Source organism: Streptomyces massasporeus (genome assembly GCF_014648995.1).
In the GTDB taxonomy this organism is placed as follows: Bacteria; Actinomycetota; Actinomycetes; order Streptomycetales; family Streptomycetaceae; genus Streptomyces; species Streptomyces massasporeus.
Genome location: NZ_BMSE01000017.1, coordinates 1 through 15425, shown reverse-complemented (window position 1 = coordinate 15425; position 15425 = coordinate 1). Strand labels below are relative to the sequence as shown.

Sequence of the window (15425 nt, the reverse complement as noted above, 5' to 3'; positions counted from 1 at the left end):
GTCAGCCGGCCTTCCCGAGCGTCTCGGCGACGGCACGCGGCAGCCACTGCCGGGCCTCGCCGAAGGCGAAGCCGAGCCGGGCGGCCCGGGTGTTGTCCATGCCGTAGGAGCGGCGGAAGGAGAACGGCGAGACCTCGCCGACCTCCACGGGCCGGAACTCGGCTCGGCCGCCCGGTACATGAGCGGCCACCGCAGCGCACAGCTCCTCGGTGCTCAGCGCCCCGGAGGAGGCCGCGTTCACCGGGCCGGTGAAGTCCTCGCCCGCCGCCCAGGCCAGGAAGCCCGCGATCTCCTCGACGTACACGTAGGTGGCCGGCCGGTTCACCGCCGGCACGGCGATCGGCTCACCGGTGCGTATCCGCTCGGCGTAGTGGGCCAGCCTGCCCGTGAAGTCGTCGTCCCCGCCCAGCACATGGGCCACCCGCACCGCCGTGTACGGCAGCGCCGCGCCCCCGGCGGCGAAGACCGCCTCGGCCTGCCGCTTGCCCTCCCCGTAGTGGGCCTCCAGGAACGCGGTGTCGCCCCAGGGGAGTTCGAGGTCGACGGTGACCGTGGCCGGGTCGACGGCCTCCTCGCGCACGAGGGCGGGGGAGTCCTCGTACTCGTACACCTCGACCGTCGAGGTCATCACATAGCGGCGGGTGCGCCCGGAGAAGACGCGGTGGGCGATCGCGGCCTGGCGCGGGGTGTAGCAGACCTGGTCGACGACGACGTCGAAGACCCGCGAGCCGAGCGCGCCGGTCAGCGACCTTTCGTCGTCCCGGTCGGCGCGCAGGTGTTCCACCCCGGCGGGCGGCGGGGAGGACCCCCGGTTCAGCACGGTGACGCGGTGCCCCGCGGCGAGCAGCCGTGCGAGCAGACGCTTACCGACGTAACGGTTCCCGCCGATGACCAGGACTTCCAGGGCCTTTTCCATGGTCATAATTCTCCCGGCGTACATCCGCGCTCTGAAGGGGGATTCATGGGAGTTCAGGCGTCCGCGCCGAAGGAACCACGGCAGTCGCGCACCGCCGCCGACGAAACATCGGCGGCCTTCGACGCGCTGGACCGGCAGATCCTCCAGCTGCTGCAGACCGACGGCCGGATCAAGCTCAGCGAGCTCGGCCGTCGGGTCAGACTCAGCCCCGCGGCCGTCACCGAGCGGGTGCGGCGACTGGAGGCGGCGGGCGTGATCAGCGGCTACGGCGCGCACGTCGTGCCGGCCCGGCTCGGCTACGGCATCCAGGCGTTCATCCGCGTGAACCCGCACGGCGGCTACACCCTCAAGCACCCCAGGACCCTGGAGCTGATCGAGCGCCCCGAGATCACCGAGGTGCACCACGTGGTCGGGGAGGACTGCTGGATCCTCAAGGTCGCCGTCCGCGACACCGTCCACCTGGAGGACGTCCTGGAGGGCGTGTCCGTGCTCGGCCGCACCACGACGTCGATCGTGCTGACCTCCCCGGTGGAGCGGAAACCGCTGTTGCCTTGACGCCGGGGTCAAGGATTACGTTCGACCGCATGCGAATCGGCGAGCTGGCCGCACGGGCCGGGACCACGACGCGAACGCTGCGGTACTACGAGTCGCGGGGACTGCTGCCCGCGCGGCGCACGGGAAACGGATACCGGACCTACGACGAGAGCGACCTGCGGCTGCTGCGGCAGATCAGGACGCTCCAGGACTTCGGATTCGATCTGGAGGAGACGCGGCCCTTCGTGGAGTGCCTGCGTGCCGGGCATCCCGAGGGCGACTCCTGCCCGGCGTCGCTCGCGGTCTACCGGCGCAAGCTGGGCGAGCTGGACTCCCTGATCGGTGAGCTGACCACCGTCCGGGACACGGTCGCGCGGCAGCTGGCCCGGGCCGAGCTGGCCGCCGAGGCGGAGGTTCCGGGCGGTCCGGAACCCGTGTGCGAGCTGGGAGGGGACCCATGGTGACCGGCGTGATGGATGTGACGGACGCGGACTTCGAGGCGGAGGTGATCGGCGCGGAGCTGCCGGTACTGGTGGAGTTCACCGCCGACTGGTGCCCGCCCTGCCGGCAGATGGGCCCGGTGCTCAAGGCCCTCGCCTCCGAGGAGGGCGACCGGCTGAAGGTCGTGCAGCTGGACGTCGACTCCAACCCGATGACGACCAACGCCTACAGGGTCCTGTCCATGCCGACCTTCATGGTGTTCCGCGGCGGCGAGCCCGTGAAGTCGATGGTGGGAGCGCGGGCGAAGCGACGGCTGCTGGAGGAGCTCGGCGACGTGCTGTGAGCGGCGGCCCGAGCGCGGCCCGGATACAGGAAATCCCCCGAGCAATTGCGCTCGGGGGATTTCCCTGCGTATATTTGTTTGTTCGTGACTTCAAGCGGATTGAAGTGCGTTGAAGTCACAGTGAAGTTCAGTGAGCATAGTATATCCGGGCGGGAGCGGAATTGTCAAACACCGAATTTCCGGACGATGAATTGCGACAGGAACAGGAATTCATCGACGGGTTGTACGCGCGCGTGGACGCGCTGCGCGGCGACGCCGAGACCTCCGTCACGGACGCGCTCGCGCAGGGCAACACCCCCATGCAGGCCAGACTCGAGCGGGACATCCTCGTGGCCGAGCGCTCCGGGCTGCTCGCCGCGCTGAACGCGGTGGACGGCTCCCTGTGCTTCGGCCGGATCGACCTCACCTCGGGCGTCACCCATCGCATCGGCCGCATCGGCCTGCGCACCGACGACGCGGAGCGCACGCCCGTCCTCATCGACTGGCGCGCCGACGTGGCCCGCCCCTTCTACCTGGCCACCGGCCACACCCCGATGGGCCTCAGGCGCCGGCGGCACATCGCCACCGACGGCCGCCGGGTCACCCATCTGCACGACGAGATCCTCGACCTCGGCGACGCGACCCGCACCGGCCACGAGGACCCGACGGGCGACGCCGTGCTGCTCGCCGCCCTCAACTCCGCGCGCACCGGCCGCATGAGCGACATCGTGCAGACCATCCAGGCCGACCAGGACCGCATCATCCGCGCCCCGCACCGCGGCGTCATGGTCGTGGAGGGCGGCCCGGGCACCGGCAAGACGGCGGTCGCCCTGCACCGCGCCGCCTACCTGCTCTACGAGCACCGGGAACTGCTCGCCAAGCGGGCCGTGCTGATCGTCGGGCCCAACCCGGCGTTCCTCGGCTACATCGGCGAGGTGCTGCCCTCCCTCGGCGAGACCGGTGTGCTCCTCGCGACCGTGGGCGAGCTGTTCCCCGGGGTGAAGGCGAGCGCGACCGACACGCCGGAGGCCGCGGCGGTGAAGGGCCGGGCCGACATGGCCGACGTCCTCGCCGAGGTCGTCCGCGGCCGGCAGGCGCTGCCCGACCCGGTGATCGCCATCGAGCACGACCGCGAGGTCCTCATGCTCGACGACGGCCTGGTCGGTGTCGCCCGCGAGCGCACCCGCGCCGCCAAGCTGCCGCACAACGCCGCCCGCGAACACTTCGAGGGCCACATCCTCAACGCCCTGACCGACCTGTACGCCGAGCGGATCGGCACCGACCCCTTCGACGGGTCCAGCCTGCTCGACCCCAGCGACATCACCCAGATCCGCGACGACCTCGCCGAGAACCCCGACGTCTGGTCCGCGATCGACCAGCTGTGGCCGGTGCTCACCCCGCAGCGGCTCGTCGCCGACTTCCTCGCCGCGCCCGAGGAGTTCCTCTCCGCCGAGGACGCCGAGGCCGTACGCCGCCCGGTGACGCGGCGCTGGACGGTCGCGGACGTGCCGCTGCTCGACGAGGCCGCCGAACTCCTCGGCGACGACGACCGGCTGGCCCGGGAGCGCGCCGCACGCGAGCGTCAGGAGCAGATCGCCTACGCGCAGGGCGTGCTGGAGGTGTCGTACGCGTCCCGGACCTACGAGTTCGAGGACAAGGAGGAGGGCGACCCCGAGGGCTCCGAGGTGCTGTCCGCGCACGACATCATCGACGCCGAGCGGTTCGCCGAGCGGCACGAGGAGGACGACCACCGCAGCGCCGCCGAACGCGCCGCCGCCGACCGCACCTGGGCGTTCGGGCACATCATCGTCGACGAGGCGCAGGAACTGTCGCCGATGGCGTGGCGGCTGCTGATGCGGCGCAGCCCGACCCGCTCGATGACCCTGGTCGGCGACCCGGCCCAGACGGCGGAGGCGGCCGGGGTCGGTTCCTGGTCGGGCATCCTCGCGCCGTACGTCGAGGACCGCTGGGAGCACACCCGGCTGGGCGTGAACTACCGCACCCCGGCCGAGATCATGGACGTCGCGGCGGCCGTGGTGCGCGCCGAACACCCGGAGTTCGAGCCGCCCAGCTCGGTCCGCTCCACGGGCGTACGGCCCTGGGCACGCGCCACCGACGACCTTCCGGGCGCCGTCGCCAAGGCGGTCGGGGAGCTCACCCCGGCCGAGGGGCGGCTCGCGGTGATCGCGCCGCGCGACCTCCACCGCTCCCTCGCGGCCCGCCTGGACGGTGTGACGGCGGGCGCCGAACCCGACCTCACCCAGACGGTGGTCCTGCTCGACCCGCGCCAGGCCAAGGGCCTGGAGTTCGACTCCGTCCTCGTGGTCGAACCCGGCCGGTACGGCACCAGCGATCTGTACGTGGCCCTGACCCGGGCCACCCAGCGGCTGGGCGTGCTCCACACCGGCGAGCTGCCGAAGCCCCTGGCGGACGCCTTCGCGTAGCGGAGCGGCCCCGTACCCGGCCGGGTACGGGGCCCGCCTACCGCAGGAGCGACCGGGGATCCCGCAGGGCGTGCCACAGCCCGGCCGCGAGCGGTACGACCGTCATGGCGAAGAACACCCAGAACAGGAACTCCGCCCCGGGCGCGAGCTCGTAGACGGTGCCGTCCTCCCAGGCGCAGTAGGCCCGCGGCGGAAACGGGGTGGAGACCCCCGTCACTTTCCCGTCCCCGATGACGCCCTGCTGATACGGCTCCCTGGGGCAGGGGGCGGTCTCCGGGAACAGGACGGGATCGTCCGCCGCCATGATGAACAACCAGGTGGCCGCGGTGAGCGGCACCACCCAGAAGACCGACGTCTTCACCCACAGCGGCAGCAGCGGATGCACCAGCAGCCCGCGCAGCGCGACCCAGCCGACGACCAGCCCGGCGAAGACGGGGAGCAGCGTCATGACGTCACGGCAGCCTTGAGGGCGCGCAGTTCGGTCGCGTAGCCCGCGCCGATGAACAGCAGGGCGGCGGACAGGGCGAGTGCGGCGCTCGTCCCGTTCATCCAGCCGTAGTCGGGGTTACTGGAGTACACGGAGCCGTCGTCGCGGACGCAGTCGAAGCGCAGGGGCAGGTACGAGGACCGGTGATGGGACAGCCCCTCCCGCGTGGCCTCGTCGAAGCCGTCGCGGCAGGCCGGGGCCGGGATCGAGTCCGCACCGTCACCGAACGCGTGCTCCGACGCCAGCACGCCGAAGAGGCCCAGCGAGTACACGGCCGCCGCCGCCCACGCGGCCGTCGCCCCCGCGCGGCGCATCAGCTGGTCCGGCCACGGCTCGGGCCGCCCGGGAAACGCCATCGCCACGACACCCAGTCCGGCGATGAGCGCGCCGACGGCACAGGCCACCGAGACCACACTCATCAGCACGGCGGGACCTGCGAGGTGAGCGCGATGGCATCCATGCCGCCATCCCACCAGGACCCCGCCGTGCGGGCTGTGGCGGAGGCCACTCCTCCGGCCACAGCCGTGTCACAGGAGGCAGGGCTCAACCCGGTCTGTCCGCAGTTCGGTTGCCGGGGGGTTCGGGCAGCCAGTCGCGCGTCGGGTCGTACTCCAGCCATCGGCTCCGCCCCGCCTGCGCGGCGAAGGCGGTGGTGAGGGTGTGCAGCCCCGGGTGCCCGCTGCCGGTGCGCCACAGCAGAGACCAGGCGTAGAGCGGCGTGGGGTCGACCAGCGGGACGCCGCGCAGGCCCGGCACGTCCGGCAGGGGGACGTCGGCGGGCAGCAGCGAGAACCGTCGCGGGTCCGCCACCACCTCGGCGAGGAAGTGGGCGAGGCCCAGGTTGAGGGTCGTGGCCGTGGTGGGGATGCCGAAGCGGTGGGCGAACCGGTGCAGGAAGTCGAGCCGGTCCAGAGCACCGGGCGCCCACAGCACACTGCCGGCCAACTGGTCGGGCCGGAGCGCCGGTTCGGAGGCGAGCGGATGGTCCGCGCCGAGCACCGCGTCCACCGGCTCCAGTCGCACCAGCCGGTGGGCCAGCCCGGCGTGCAGCGGGGGATGGACCCGGCCGAAGGCCGCGTCGATGTCGCCGCGCAGCAGGGCCGCCGTCACCGACGGCAGATCGCGTCCGTGCCCCGGCGTCAGCTCCCCGGCATGCTCTGCGACCTGGGCCAGGGTCCGCATCGGCGCGTAGAGATGCCCCCAGACGTCCAGCCGCAGGGGGCGGTCCGGTCCGACGGCGGCAGCGATCGCCGACTCGGCCGCGGCCAGGGCCTGCCGGGCCGGGGCGAGGAAACGCCGCCCCGCCTCCGTGAGGCCGACCGCCCCGCCCCCGCGCCGGAACAACGCGGTGCCGAGCAGCGATTCGAGCCGCGCGATCCGCTTCGACAACGCCTGCTGGGAAAGGCCGAGCGTGCCGGCGGCCCGTCCGAAGTGCAGTTCCTCGGCGGCGCGTACGAAGGCCCGTACCTGCGCCATGTCGAGATCCATGGCTCCCCACCCTAGGCGACAACCAAAAGTTGTCAGCCCTGCTCGTTCGTTGTTGGATCACCGGGCGGCCGCCGGGGTTGCATGGCCGGCATGCGAAGACTGATTCCCACGGGGGAGGCGGCCCGCCCGGTCGCCTTCGCCGAGGTTCCCCCGCCCGTCCCGGCACCGGACGAGGCACTGGTCAAGGTCGAGGCGTTCGCACCGAACCGGGGCGAGACGTTCCTCCTCGAACACCCCCGCCCGGGGCTGCTCCCCGGCAAGGACGTCGCGGGACTCGTGGTGCAGGCCGCGGCCGACGGGTCGGGCCCCGCCATCGGCACCCGCGTGGCCGGACACCCGCCGCACGGCGGCTGGGCCGAGTACGCGGCGGTGCCCACGCACTCCCTCGCGCCGCTCCCGGACGGCGTCGACAGCGTCCGGGCGGCGGCCCTGCCCCTCGCCGGCCTCACCGCGGTGCGCCTGCTGCGCACCGCGGGCCCCCTGGCCGGCACGCGGGTGCTGCTGACCGGCGCCTCGGGCGGGGTCGGTCACTACGTCACCGAACTGGCCGTCGCCGCCGGGGCCGAGCCGACCGTGGTGACGGCCACACCGGAGCGCGGCGAACGGCTGGCCGAACTGGGCGCCGAGGTGGTGCACGAGGTGGCGGCGGCCCAGGGACCGTTCGACGTCGTACTGGAATCCACCGGCGGACCGGATCTGCCCGTGGCCCTCTCCAAGGCCCGCCCGGGCGGCCTGGTCGTCTGGTTCGGCCAGGCGAGCCGCACCCCCGCGACCCTCGACTTCTTCGAACTCCTCGCCGGGCCCGAGCGCGTCACCCTCCAGCACTTCCACTACGCGGGCGCCCCCTACGGTCCCGACCTCAGGACATTGGTGCGCCTGGTGGAACGGGAGCGGCTGCACCCGGAGATCGGCCGGATCGCCGACTGGACGGACACCGCCGACACCCTGGTCGACCTGCGCGAGCGCCGGATCCGCGGCAAGGCCGTCCTGCTGACGGGAGGAACCCGATGAACGCCACCGAGTTCGTGGCCGCCCAGTGGACGCGCGCCACCGGCGCGGGCGTCGACCCCCACGAGTACCGGCGCGTCACCGCCGGCCTCACCTCCGTCGCCGACTGGGGACCGTCCCTCTCCCGCGCCGGAGACGCCTGCGTCGAGCGCGCCGAGCGGGCCGGATCGTCCGTCTCCGCGGGTGAACACCTCCTGATGGCGGCCCGGTGGTACCACCTCGCCACGCTCGCGCCGCAGACGGAGGTGGGCGGTGCCGCCGCCCGGGCGGACCGGGCCCTGAGCCGGGCGCTGACCGTCCTGGAGCCCGATGCGCGGCGCGTCGACGGCGAGGGCTTCACCGGCTGGCTGCGCGGCCCCGCGGACGCCCCCGGCACGGTCGTCGTCGTGCCCGGCCTGGACTCGGCCAAGGAGGAGTTCCTCGGCCTGGCGTCCGCGCTGCTGGCCAGGGGGCTCGCGGTCTACGCGATGGACGGCCCCGGGCAGGGCGCTCTCACGGCCACGACCACCCTCACGCCGGACTACGAGCAGGTCGTCGGCCGGGTCCTCGACGCCCTCGGTGTCGCCCGCGTCGGCCTCGTCGGTCTCAGCCTGGGCGGCTACTACGCGGCGCGGACGGCGGCACTGGAGCCGCGCGTGGCGGCCGTGGCCACCGTCAGCGGTCCCTTCCGCCTCGACTGGACCGAACTGCCCCGGCCCGTGAGGGACATCATGACCGAGCGGGCCGGAGGGGCCGACGCCTCCCGCGCCTTCGCCCGCCGGGTGGACCTGACCGACCTGGCACCGCGCATCACGGCACCCCTGCTGGTCGTGGACGGCGGCCGGGACGTCATCCCCGGCGTGGCCAACGGCGAGCCGCTCGCCCGCCTGGCACCGCACGGCACCCATCTGTCGGTGCCGCACGGCGACCACCTGCTCGGCAACGCACGGGGCGACTGGCTGTTCCCGCTCGCCGACCATCTCGCGCACGCGCTGACGGGGGCGGCGGCATGAGCCGCTCCCGAAAACGCCCTCGAAGCTCTCTCCCGAAGCTCCCTTCTAGGCCGGCCGCAGCCACACCGTCGCCAGGGGCGGCAGGGTCAGGCGGATGCTGGCCGGGCGGCCGTGCCAGGACTGGGGTTCGGGCTTGACCGGATCGGGGTTGATGACGTCGCTGCCGCCGTAGCGGGCCGCGTCGGTGTTGAGCGCCTCGTGCCAGGCGGGGACGTCGTCGGGAACGCCCAGGCGGTAGTCCTGGCGGGTGACCGGCGCGAAGTTGGACACCGCCAGCACCGGGACGCCCTCCGGGTCCAGCCGCAGGAACGCGAGGACGTTGTCGTCGGCGGCGTCCCCGACGATCCACTCGAAACCGGCCGGGTCCGTGTCCAGCCGCCACAGCGCCGGGGTCGCCCGGTAGACGGTGTTCAGGTCGCGGACCAGGTCCCGCACACCCCGGTGGTCGGGCTCCGCCCCGTACCCCGGGTCCAGCAGCCACCAGTCCGGTCCGTGCGCCTCCGACCACTCGGCTCCCTGCGCGAACTCCTGTCCCATGAACAGCAGTTGCTTGCCAGGATGGGCCCACATGAAGCCGAGGTAGGACCGCACCCCGGCACGCTGCTGCCACCAGTCGCCCGGCATCTTCGACACCAGGGACCGCTTGCCGTGCACGACCTCGTCGTGGGAGATCGGCAGCACGTAGTTCTCGCTGTACGCGTACACCATCGAGAACGTCATCTCGCCGTGGTGGTACTTGCGGTGCACCGGCTCGTGACTCATGTACTGCAACGAGTCGTGCATCCAGCCCATGTTCCACTTCAGCCCGAAACCGAGCCCGCCGAAGCCGCTCGGGCCTTTGTGGTGGGTGGCGCGGGTGACACCGTCCCAGGCGGTGGACTCCTCGGCGATGGTGACCACGCCGGGCACCCTGCGGTAGACCGTCGCGTTCATCTCCTGGAGGAACGCCACCGCGTCCAGGTTCTCCCGCCCGCCGTGCTCGTTGGGCGTCCACTGGCCCGGCTCACGCGAGTAGTCCAGGTAGAGCATGGAGGCGACGGCGTCCACGCGCAGGCCGTCGATGTGGAACTCCTCGCACCAGTACACGGCGTTGGCCACGAGGAAGTTGCGCACCTCGTTGCGCCCGAAGTCGAACTCCAGCGTGCCCCAGTCGGGGTGTGCGGCCCGCAGCGGATCCTCGTGCTCGTACAGGGGCTTGCCGTCGAACTCGGCCAGTGCCCAGTCGTCGCGCGGGAAGTGCGCGGGCACCCAGTCCATGAGGACGCCGATGCCGGCCCGGTGCAGCGAGTCGACCAGGTACCGGAAGTCGTCCGGCGTGCCCAGCCGGGCCGTCGGCGCGTAGAAGCCGGTCACCTGATAGCCCCAGGAGCCGCCGAACGGATGCTCCGCGACCGGCATCAGTTCGACGTGCGTGAAGCCCAGGTTCTTCACGTACCCCGGGAGCTGCTCGGCGAGCTGACGGTACGTCAATCCAGGTCGCCAGGAGGGCAGATGGATCTCGTACACCGAGAACGGCGCCTCGTGCGCCGGGGCCCCGGCGCGCCGGGCCAGCCACTCGGCGTCGCCCCACTCGTACTCCGAGGAGGTGATGACCGACGAGGTCGCGGGCGGCACCTCCGTGCGGCGGGCCAGCGGGTCGGCGCGCAGCGTCTTCGAGCCGTCGGGGCGCGTGATCTCGAACTTGTACAGCTCGCCCTCGCCGACGTCCGGCAGGAACAGCTCCCACACCCCGGACGAGCCCAGCGACCGCATGACGTGCCCGGTGCCGTCCCAGAAGTTGAAGGTGCCGGTCACGCGCACACCGCGTGCGTTCGGCGCCCACACCGCGAACCGGGTGCCGGTCACGCCCTCGTGGGTCATCGGGTGGGCGCCCAGCGCCGTCCACAGCTCCTCGTGCCGGCCCTCGCCGATCAGGTGCAGGTCGAGGTCGCCCAGCGTGGGCAGGAAGCGGTACGCGTCCTCGGTCTCCAGGACCGTCCCCTCGTACTCCACGACCAGCCGGTAGGCCGGGACCTCCCGCAGCGGCAGCAGCCCCGAGAAGAACCCCTCCCCGTCGTTGTGCAGCTCGGCCCGCAGTTCCCCGGAGACGACGGTCACCGACAGGGCGTACGGACGGAACGCCCGGAAGGCGATACCGCCGGGCACGGGGTGCGCGCCGAGCACGGAGTGCGGGGCGTGGTGCGTGCCGGCGAGCAGCCGCTCCCGGTCCACCGCGTCGACGGCGGGCGAGACGGCGACCTCCATCTCCGGCGGAACGAGCTGGGCGGAACCGGCTCCCCCGGCGGGGGCCTGCCCGGCGGGGGCCTTCCGAGCAGGGGCTTTTCGGGCCGGGGCGTTCTTGACCGCGCTCTTCTTCGCGACGGCCTCGCCCGCGGGCGCCCTGCCGGCGGTGGTCTTCTTCGCGGGGCGCTTGGCGACCGTGCTCGTGGCGGGGGCGGTCTTCCTGGCAGTGGCGGCCTTCTTCGCGGCGGCCTTCTTGGCGGTGGCCTTGGCGGGGGTGGCCTTCTTCGCGACGGCCTCGGCGGCCGTGGTCGTGGCAGCGGCGCGTTCGGCGGTGCCGGCCTTCTTGGCCGGGGTCTTCTTCGCGGTGGTCTTCGCGGCCGCCGCCTTGCCGGCGACGGTTTCCGTGGCCGTGGACTTCGAGGCAGCGGCCTTCACGGCAGTGGTCTTGGCCGCCGTCGCCTTGACCGTCGTGGCCTTCTTGGCGGCCGACTTCTTGGCGGCCGTCTTCTTCGCGGTGGTCTTCTTCGCCGTCGCCGTACCGGCCGCGGGCTGCTCGACCGCCGTCTTCTCGGCCGCGGCCTTCCTCGTCGCCGCCTTCTTGGCCACCGTCTTGCCGACGGTGGTCTTCGCGGCGGCGGCCTTCTTGGCGGGGGCCGCCTTCTTCGCCGCTGCCTGTTTGGGCACCGCCGTCTTCTTCGCGGCGCTCTTCTGCTGGGCGGCCGTGGGCTGCTCGGGGATCTTCTCCCCGGCGGTCCCCTTGGGACGCGAACCGCTGGACTCAGGGCGGGGGGTCACGGGCGGAGCCTCCAGGGCGAGGGGTGGTCGGTCAGGTCAGGTGGCCGGTCGAGGCGAGCCGGTCTATGGCGGCCAGCGGCACCGGCAGCCAGTCGGGGCGGTGCCGGGCCTCGTACACCACCTCGTAGATCGCCTTGTCGGTCTCGTAGGCCCGCAGCAGCACCGGGTCGGTGCGCGGATCGCGGCCGGAGGCCTCCGCGTACCCGGCGCAGTACGCGGAGCGGCAGGTCTCGGCCCAGTGCGGCTGGGGCGGATCGACCGAACGCGCCGCGTAGTCGAACGACCGCAGCATGCCGGCGACGTCCCGCACGGCGGGCTGCGGCATGCGCCGCTCGGCCAGCGGCCGGGCCGGCTCGCCCTCGAAGTCGATCAGCCACCACTCGCCGGACGGCGAACGCAGGCACTGCCCGAGGTGCAGATCGCCGTGCACCCGCTGCGCGGTCCATGTGCGGCCCTCGGCGGCCAGATCGCCCAGCGCCGTGAACGCGGAGCGCAGCCCGTCGGCGTACGGCCGCAGCGCGGCCACCGCCTGGACGGCCGCGTCCAGCCGCTCGATCATGCCGGCGACCATGAACTGGAGCTGCATATGACCGAGCGTGACGGTCGGCAACGCCCGGGCCAGCGCGGTGTGCACCTCGGCGGTGGCCCGCCCCAGTGCACGCGCCGCGGCGCCGAAGTCCTCGCCCTTGGCCAGCTCGCGCAGCGCCAGTTCCCAGCCGTCGGAGGCGCCCTGCAGGAACGGCTGCAGCACCCCCAGGACGTACGGCTGGCCCGCCGGGTCCGCCGAACCCGACGGGACGACCGGGTCCGCCGTGGGGGAGATGTCCGCGACCAGCCAGGCCGTCGGCGCGGGCACCCTGGGGCAGCCCTCGCCGGCCAGCGCGAGCGGCAGTTCCAGATCGGGGTTGACCCCGGGCACGATCCGCCGAAGCAGCTTCAGGATGAACGTATCTCCGTAGACGATCGACGAGTTGGACTGCTCGGCGGTCACCACGCGCGGCACGAGACCGGAGCGGATGTCCTGGCCGGGGTCCCGCTCGAAGCGGAGCCTGCCGACCCGGGCCTGGGTGCGCAGCGCCTCCAGGAGCAGCTCGGACGGCCTGGTGTCGTGCAGGGCGTCGTAGACCGTCCGGCCGGCCAGCGGCCCCGTCGGCACGTGTCCGATGAGCGCGGGCGCCAGCCGAGGCGGCAGCGCCTCGCGCACGCCTATCAGCAGCTGGTAGCAGTCACCGGGGTGGCCGGGCGCCCCGTGGGACGGCACGGCGGGCTGATGGGCGCGGACGAGCAGGTGGTACAGGCCCAGATTGGAGGTGGCCGGGAGCAGCTCGGTGGCCTCGACCAGCGTGAACCCGGTGACCGCCCGCCCCTTGCCCGCGAACCAGCGCTGCCGCGGCAGCCACTCCCGCAGCAACGGGTCGAGGGAGGCAAGGAGGCCGGGCGGGGTGGTGACGGTGCGTGTGACGGCTTCCGACATGGCGTCGCGTCCTTTCACCCATTCTTGGTGCGCCTCCGGGTGCCTGCAGGCGGCCCCGGACGGCGCCCCTCCGGCTCACGCGGGTGGGCGGGGTGTTACTGATGCGTGCCCCGGGCGGGGCGGAGGAAACGCCCCGCCGCCGGGGTTTGCGGCCCGCCCCGCGGGTCAGGCCTCAACAGGCCTTCTCAGGCCTCACATGGTCTCCTTGCGGAGCCTGAACCAGTAGAACCCGTGGCCCCCGAGGGTCAGCAGGTACGGCAGCTCGCCGATGGCGGGGAAGCGCACCCCTCCGAACAGCTCCACCGGGTGCCGCCCCTCGAAGGCGCTCAGGTCCAGCTCCGTGGGCTGCGCGAACCGCGAGAAGTTGTTCACGCACAGCACCAGGTCGTCCCCTCCTTCCCCGGAAACGGGGGCCTCGCGCAGGAACGCCAGCACCGCCGGGTTCGTCGACGGCAGCTCGGTGTACGAGCCGAGCCCGAAGGCCGGGTTCTGCTTGCGGATCTCGATCATGCGGCGGGTCCAGTGCAGCAGCGAGGACGGCGAGGCCATGGACGCCTCGACGCTCGTGACCTGGTAGCCGTAGACCGGGTCCATGATCGTGGGCAGGAACAGCCGTCCCGGGTCGCACGAGGAGAACCCCGCGTTGCGGTCGGGTGTCCACTGCATCGGCGTGCGCACCGCGTCCCGGTCGCCGAGCCAGATGTTGTCGCCCATGCCGATCTCGTCGCCGTAGTACAGGATCGGTGAGCCCGGCAGCGACAGCAGCAGGGCCGTGAACAGCTCGATCTGGTTGCGGTCGTTGTCCAGCAGGGGAGCGAGCCTGCGGCGGATGCCGATGTTGGCGCGCATGCGGGGGTCCTTGGCGTACTCGGCCCACATGTAGTCGCGCTCTTCGTCCGTGACCATCTCGAGCGTCAGCTCGTCGTGGTTGCGCAGGAAGATGCCCCACTGGCAGTTCGACGGGATCGCCGGGGTCTTGGCCAGGATCTCGGAGACCGGGTAGCGCGATTCCCGCCGCACCGCCATGAAGATGCGCGGCATGACCGGGAAGTGGAACGCCATGTGGCACTCGTCGCCGCCACTCGGGTAGTCGCCGAAGTAGTCGACGACGTCCTCGGGCCACTGGTTGGCCTCCGCCAGCAGCACCGTGTCCGGGTACTGCGCGTCGATCTCCTTGCGCACCCGCTTCAGGAAGTCGTGCGTCTCCGGCAGGTTCTCGCAGTTCGTGCCCTCCTGCTGGTACAGGTACGGCACCGCGTCCAGCCGGAACCCGTCGATGCCCAGGTCCAGCCAGAACTTCAGGGCGGAGATCATCTCCTCCTGCACGGCCGGGTTCTCGTAGTTGAGGTCCGGCTGGTGGGAGAAGAAGCGGTGCCAGTAGTACTGCTTACGGACCGGGTCGTAGGTCCAGTTGGAGGCCTCGGTGTCGACGAAGATGATCCGCGCGTCCTGGAACTGCTTGTCGTCGTCCGCCCACACGTAGTAGTCGCCGTAGGGCCCGTCGGGGTCCTTGCGCGACTCCTGGAACCAGGGGTGCTGGTCGCTGGTGTGGTTCATGACGAAGTCGATGATCACGCGCATGCCGCGCTGGTGGGCGGCGTCGACGAACTCCACGAAGTCGGCCAGGTCGCCGAACTCCGGCAGCACGGCCGTGTAGTCGGAGACGTCGTAGCCGCCGTCGCGCAGGGGGGACTTGAAGAACGGCGGCAGCCACAGGCAGTCGACGCCGAGCCACTGGAGGTAGTCCAGCTTCGCGGTCAGGCCCTTGAGGTCGCCGACGCCGTCGCCGTTGCTGTCCTGGAAAGAACGGACGAGCACCTCGTAGAAGACCGCGCGCTTGAACCACTCCGGGTCACGGTCCCTGGCAGGAGTGTCCTCGAAGGTGTCCGGAACGGGTTCGTTGACGATCATGTTGTGGGTGACCCTCCGATCTCCGGGGTGGACGGTCGCAGGACCGTGAAGACGTGCGCGGGCCGGTGGCCCGGTTCGAGGCGCACATAGTTGGCCCTGCCCCAGTGGTAGGTCTCGCCGGTGAGCTCGTCGCGCACCGGCACCGACTCGTGCCAGTCCAGGCCGAGTTGCGGCATGTCCAACGAGACCGTGGCCTCCTGGGTGTGGTGGGGGTCGAGGTTGGCGACCACCAGAACCGTGTTCGAACCCTTCCGCTTCGAGTAGGCGATCACCGCCTCCTGGTCGGCGTGGTGGAAGTGGAGGTCGCGCAGCTGCTGTAGGGCGGGGTTCTCCCGCCGGATGGTGTTGAGGCGGGTGAGCAGCGGGGCGATGGTGCGGCCCTCGCGTTCG

Annotated in this window: 14 protein-coding genes; 6 read left to right on the top strand and 8 right to left on the bottom strand. The window is 72.2% G+C overall.

The features are described 5' to 3' along the window. Position 1: 1 nt before the first annotated feature. A complete protein-coding gene (locus IE153_RS30090; RefSeq protein WP_189592929.1) occupies positions 2 to 916 on the bottom strand; it encodes an NAD-dependent epimerase/dehydratase family protein in 915 nt (304 codons plus the stop codon). A 45-nt stretch (positions 917 to 961) separates the two neighbouring features. On the opposite strand from IE153_RS30090, the gene IE153_RS30085 reads away from it, so the two are divergent. The 4 genes from IE153_RS30085 (at position 962) to IE153_RS30070 (ending at position 4657) form a co-directional block, all read left to right on the top strand. After that, entirely contained in the window at positions 962 to 1471 is a 510-nt protein-coding gene (locus IE153_RS30085) for an Lrp/AsnC family transcriptional regulator (protein WP_189592928.1), read from the top strand. Between the two features lie 29 nt (positions 1472 to 1500). Beyond that, positions 1501 to 1914 carry a MerR family transcriptional regulator gene (locus IE153_RS30080; protein ID WP_062929145.1) on the top strand — a complete coding sequence of 138 codons (414 nt, stop codon included), beginning with the start codon at positions 1501 to 1503 and terminating at the stop codon, positions 1912 to 1914. Next, complete coding sequence (locus IE153_RS30075; RefSeq protein ID WP_308432217.1) at positions 1908 to 2234, top strand: thioredoxin family protein; 327 nt, start codon at positions 1908 to 1910, stop codon at positions 2232 to 2234. The genes IE153_RS30080 and IE153_RS30075 overlap by 7 nt, the downstream gene beginning before the upstream one ends. 191 nt (positions 2235 to 2425) lie before the next feature. Further along, positions 2426 to 4657, top strand: a complete 2232-nt coding sequence (locus tag IE153_RS30070) for a HelD family protein (RefSeq protein WP_189592927.1) — start codon at positions 2426 to 2428, stop codon at positions 4655 to 4657. A gap of 37 nt (positions 4658 to 4694) precedes the next feature. On the opposite strand, the gene IE153_RS30065 is transcribed toward IE153_RS30070, so the two are convergent. From IE153_RS30065 to IE153_RS30055, 3 genes are all read right to left on the bottom strand, one after another. After that, on the bottom strand, positions 4695 to 5105 hold the full coding sequence (locus IE153_RS30065; RefSeq protein WP_189592926.1) for a hypothetical protein: 411 nt from the start codon (positions 5103 to 5105) through the stop codon (positions 4695 to 4697). Next, positions 5102 to 5563, bottom strand: coding sequence for a hypothetical protein (locus IE153_RS30060; protein WP_189592925.1), 462 nt, complete (start codon positions 5561 to 5563; stop codon positions 5102 to 5104). The genes IE153_RS30065 and IE153_RS30060 overlap by 4 nt, the downstream gene beginning before the upstream one ends. 124 nt (positions 5564 to 5687) lie before the next feature. Beyond that, positions 5688 to 6632 (bottom strand): LysR family transcriptional regulator, encoded by a 945-nt coding sequence (locus IE153_RS30055; RefSeq protein ID WP_189592924.1) that lies wholly within the window; start codon positions 6630 to 6632, stop codon positions 5688 to 5690. 90 nt (positions 6633 to 6722) lie between these two features. On the opposite strand from IE153_RS30055, the gene IE153_RS30050 reads away from it, so the two are divergent. Continuing rightward, the gene (locus tag IE153_RS30050; protein WP_189592923.1) at positions 6723 to 7643 is read left to right on the top strand and encodes a zinc-binding dehydrogenase; all 921 of its coding nucleotides are present in this window, start codon (positions 6723 to 6725) and stop codon (positions 7641 to 7643) included. Then, entirely contained in the window at positions 7640 to 8632 is a 993-nt protein-coding gene (locus tag IE153_RS30045; RefSeq protein ID WP_189592922.1) for an alpha/beta fold hydrolase, read from the top strand. The genes IE153_RS30050 and IE153_RS30045 overlap by 4 nt, the downstream gene beginning before the upstream one ends. A 45-nt stretch (positions 8633 to 8677) precedes the next feature. Here IE153_RS30045 and glgB read toward each other — a convergent pair whose 3' ends face one another. From glgB to IE153_RS30025, 4 genes are all read right to left on the bottom strand, one after another. Next, complete coding sequence (glgB, locus tag IE153_RS30040) at positions 8678 to 11650, bottom strand: 1,4-alpha-glucan branching enzyme (protein ID WP_189592921.1); 2973 nt, start codon at positions 11648 to 11650, stop codon at positions 8678 to 8680. A gap of 31 nt (positions 11651 to 11681) precedes the next feature. Then, positions 11682 to 13124, bottom strand: a complete 1443-nt coding sequence (locus IE153_RS30035) for a maltokinase N-terminal cap-like domain-containing protein (RefSeq protein ID WP_189592920.1) — start codon at positions 13122 to 13124, stop codon at positions 11682 to 11684. A 192-nt stretch (positions 13125 to 13316) separates the two neighbouring features. Continuing rightward, positions 13317 to 15035, bottom strand: a complete 1719-nt coding sequence (gene treS, locus IE153_RS30030; protein WP_189592919.1) for a maltose alpha-D-glucosyltransferase — start codon at positions 15033 to 15035, stop codon at positions 13317 to 13319. Next, a partial coding sequence (locus IE153_RS30025) for an alpha-glucosidase C-terminal domain-containing protein (protein WP_189592918.1) occupies positions 15032 to 15425 on the bottom strand: 394 nt, incomplete at its 5' end. The genes treS and IE153_RS30025, both read right to left, overlap by 4 nt.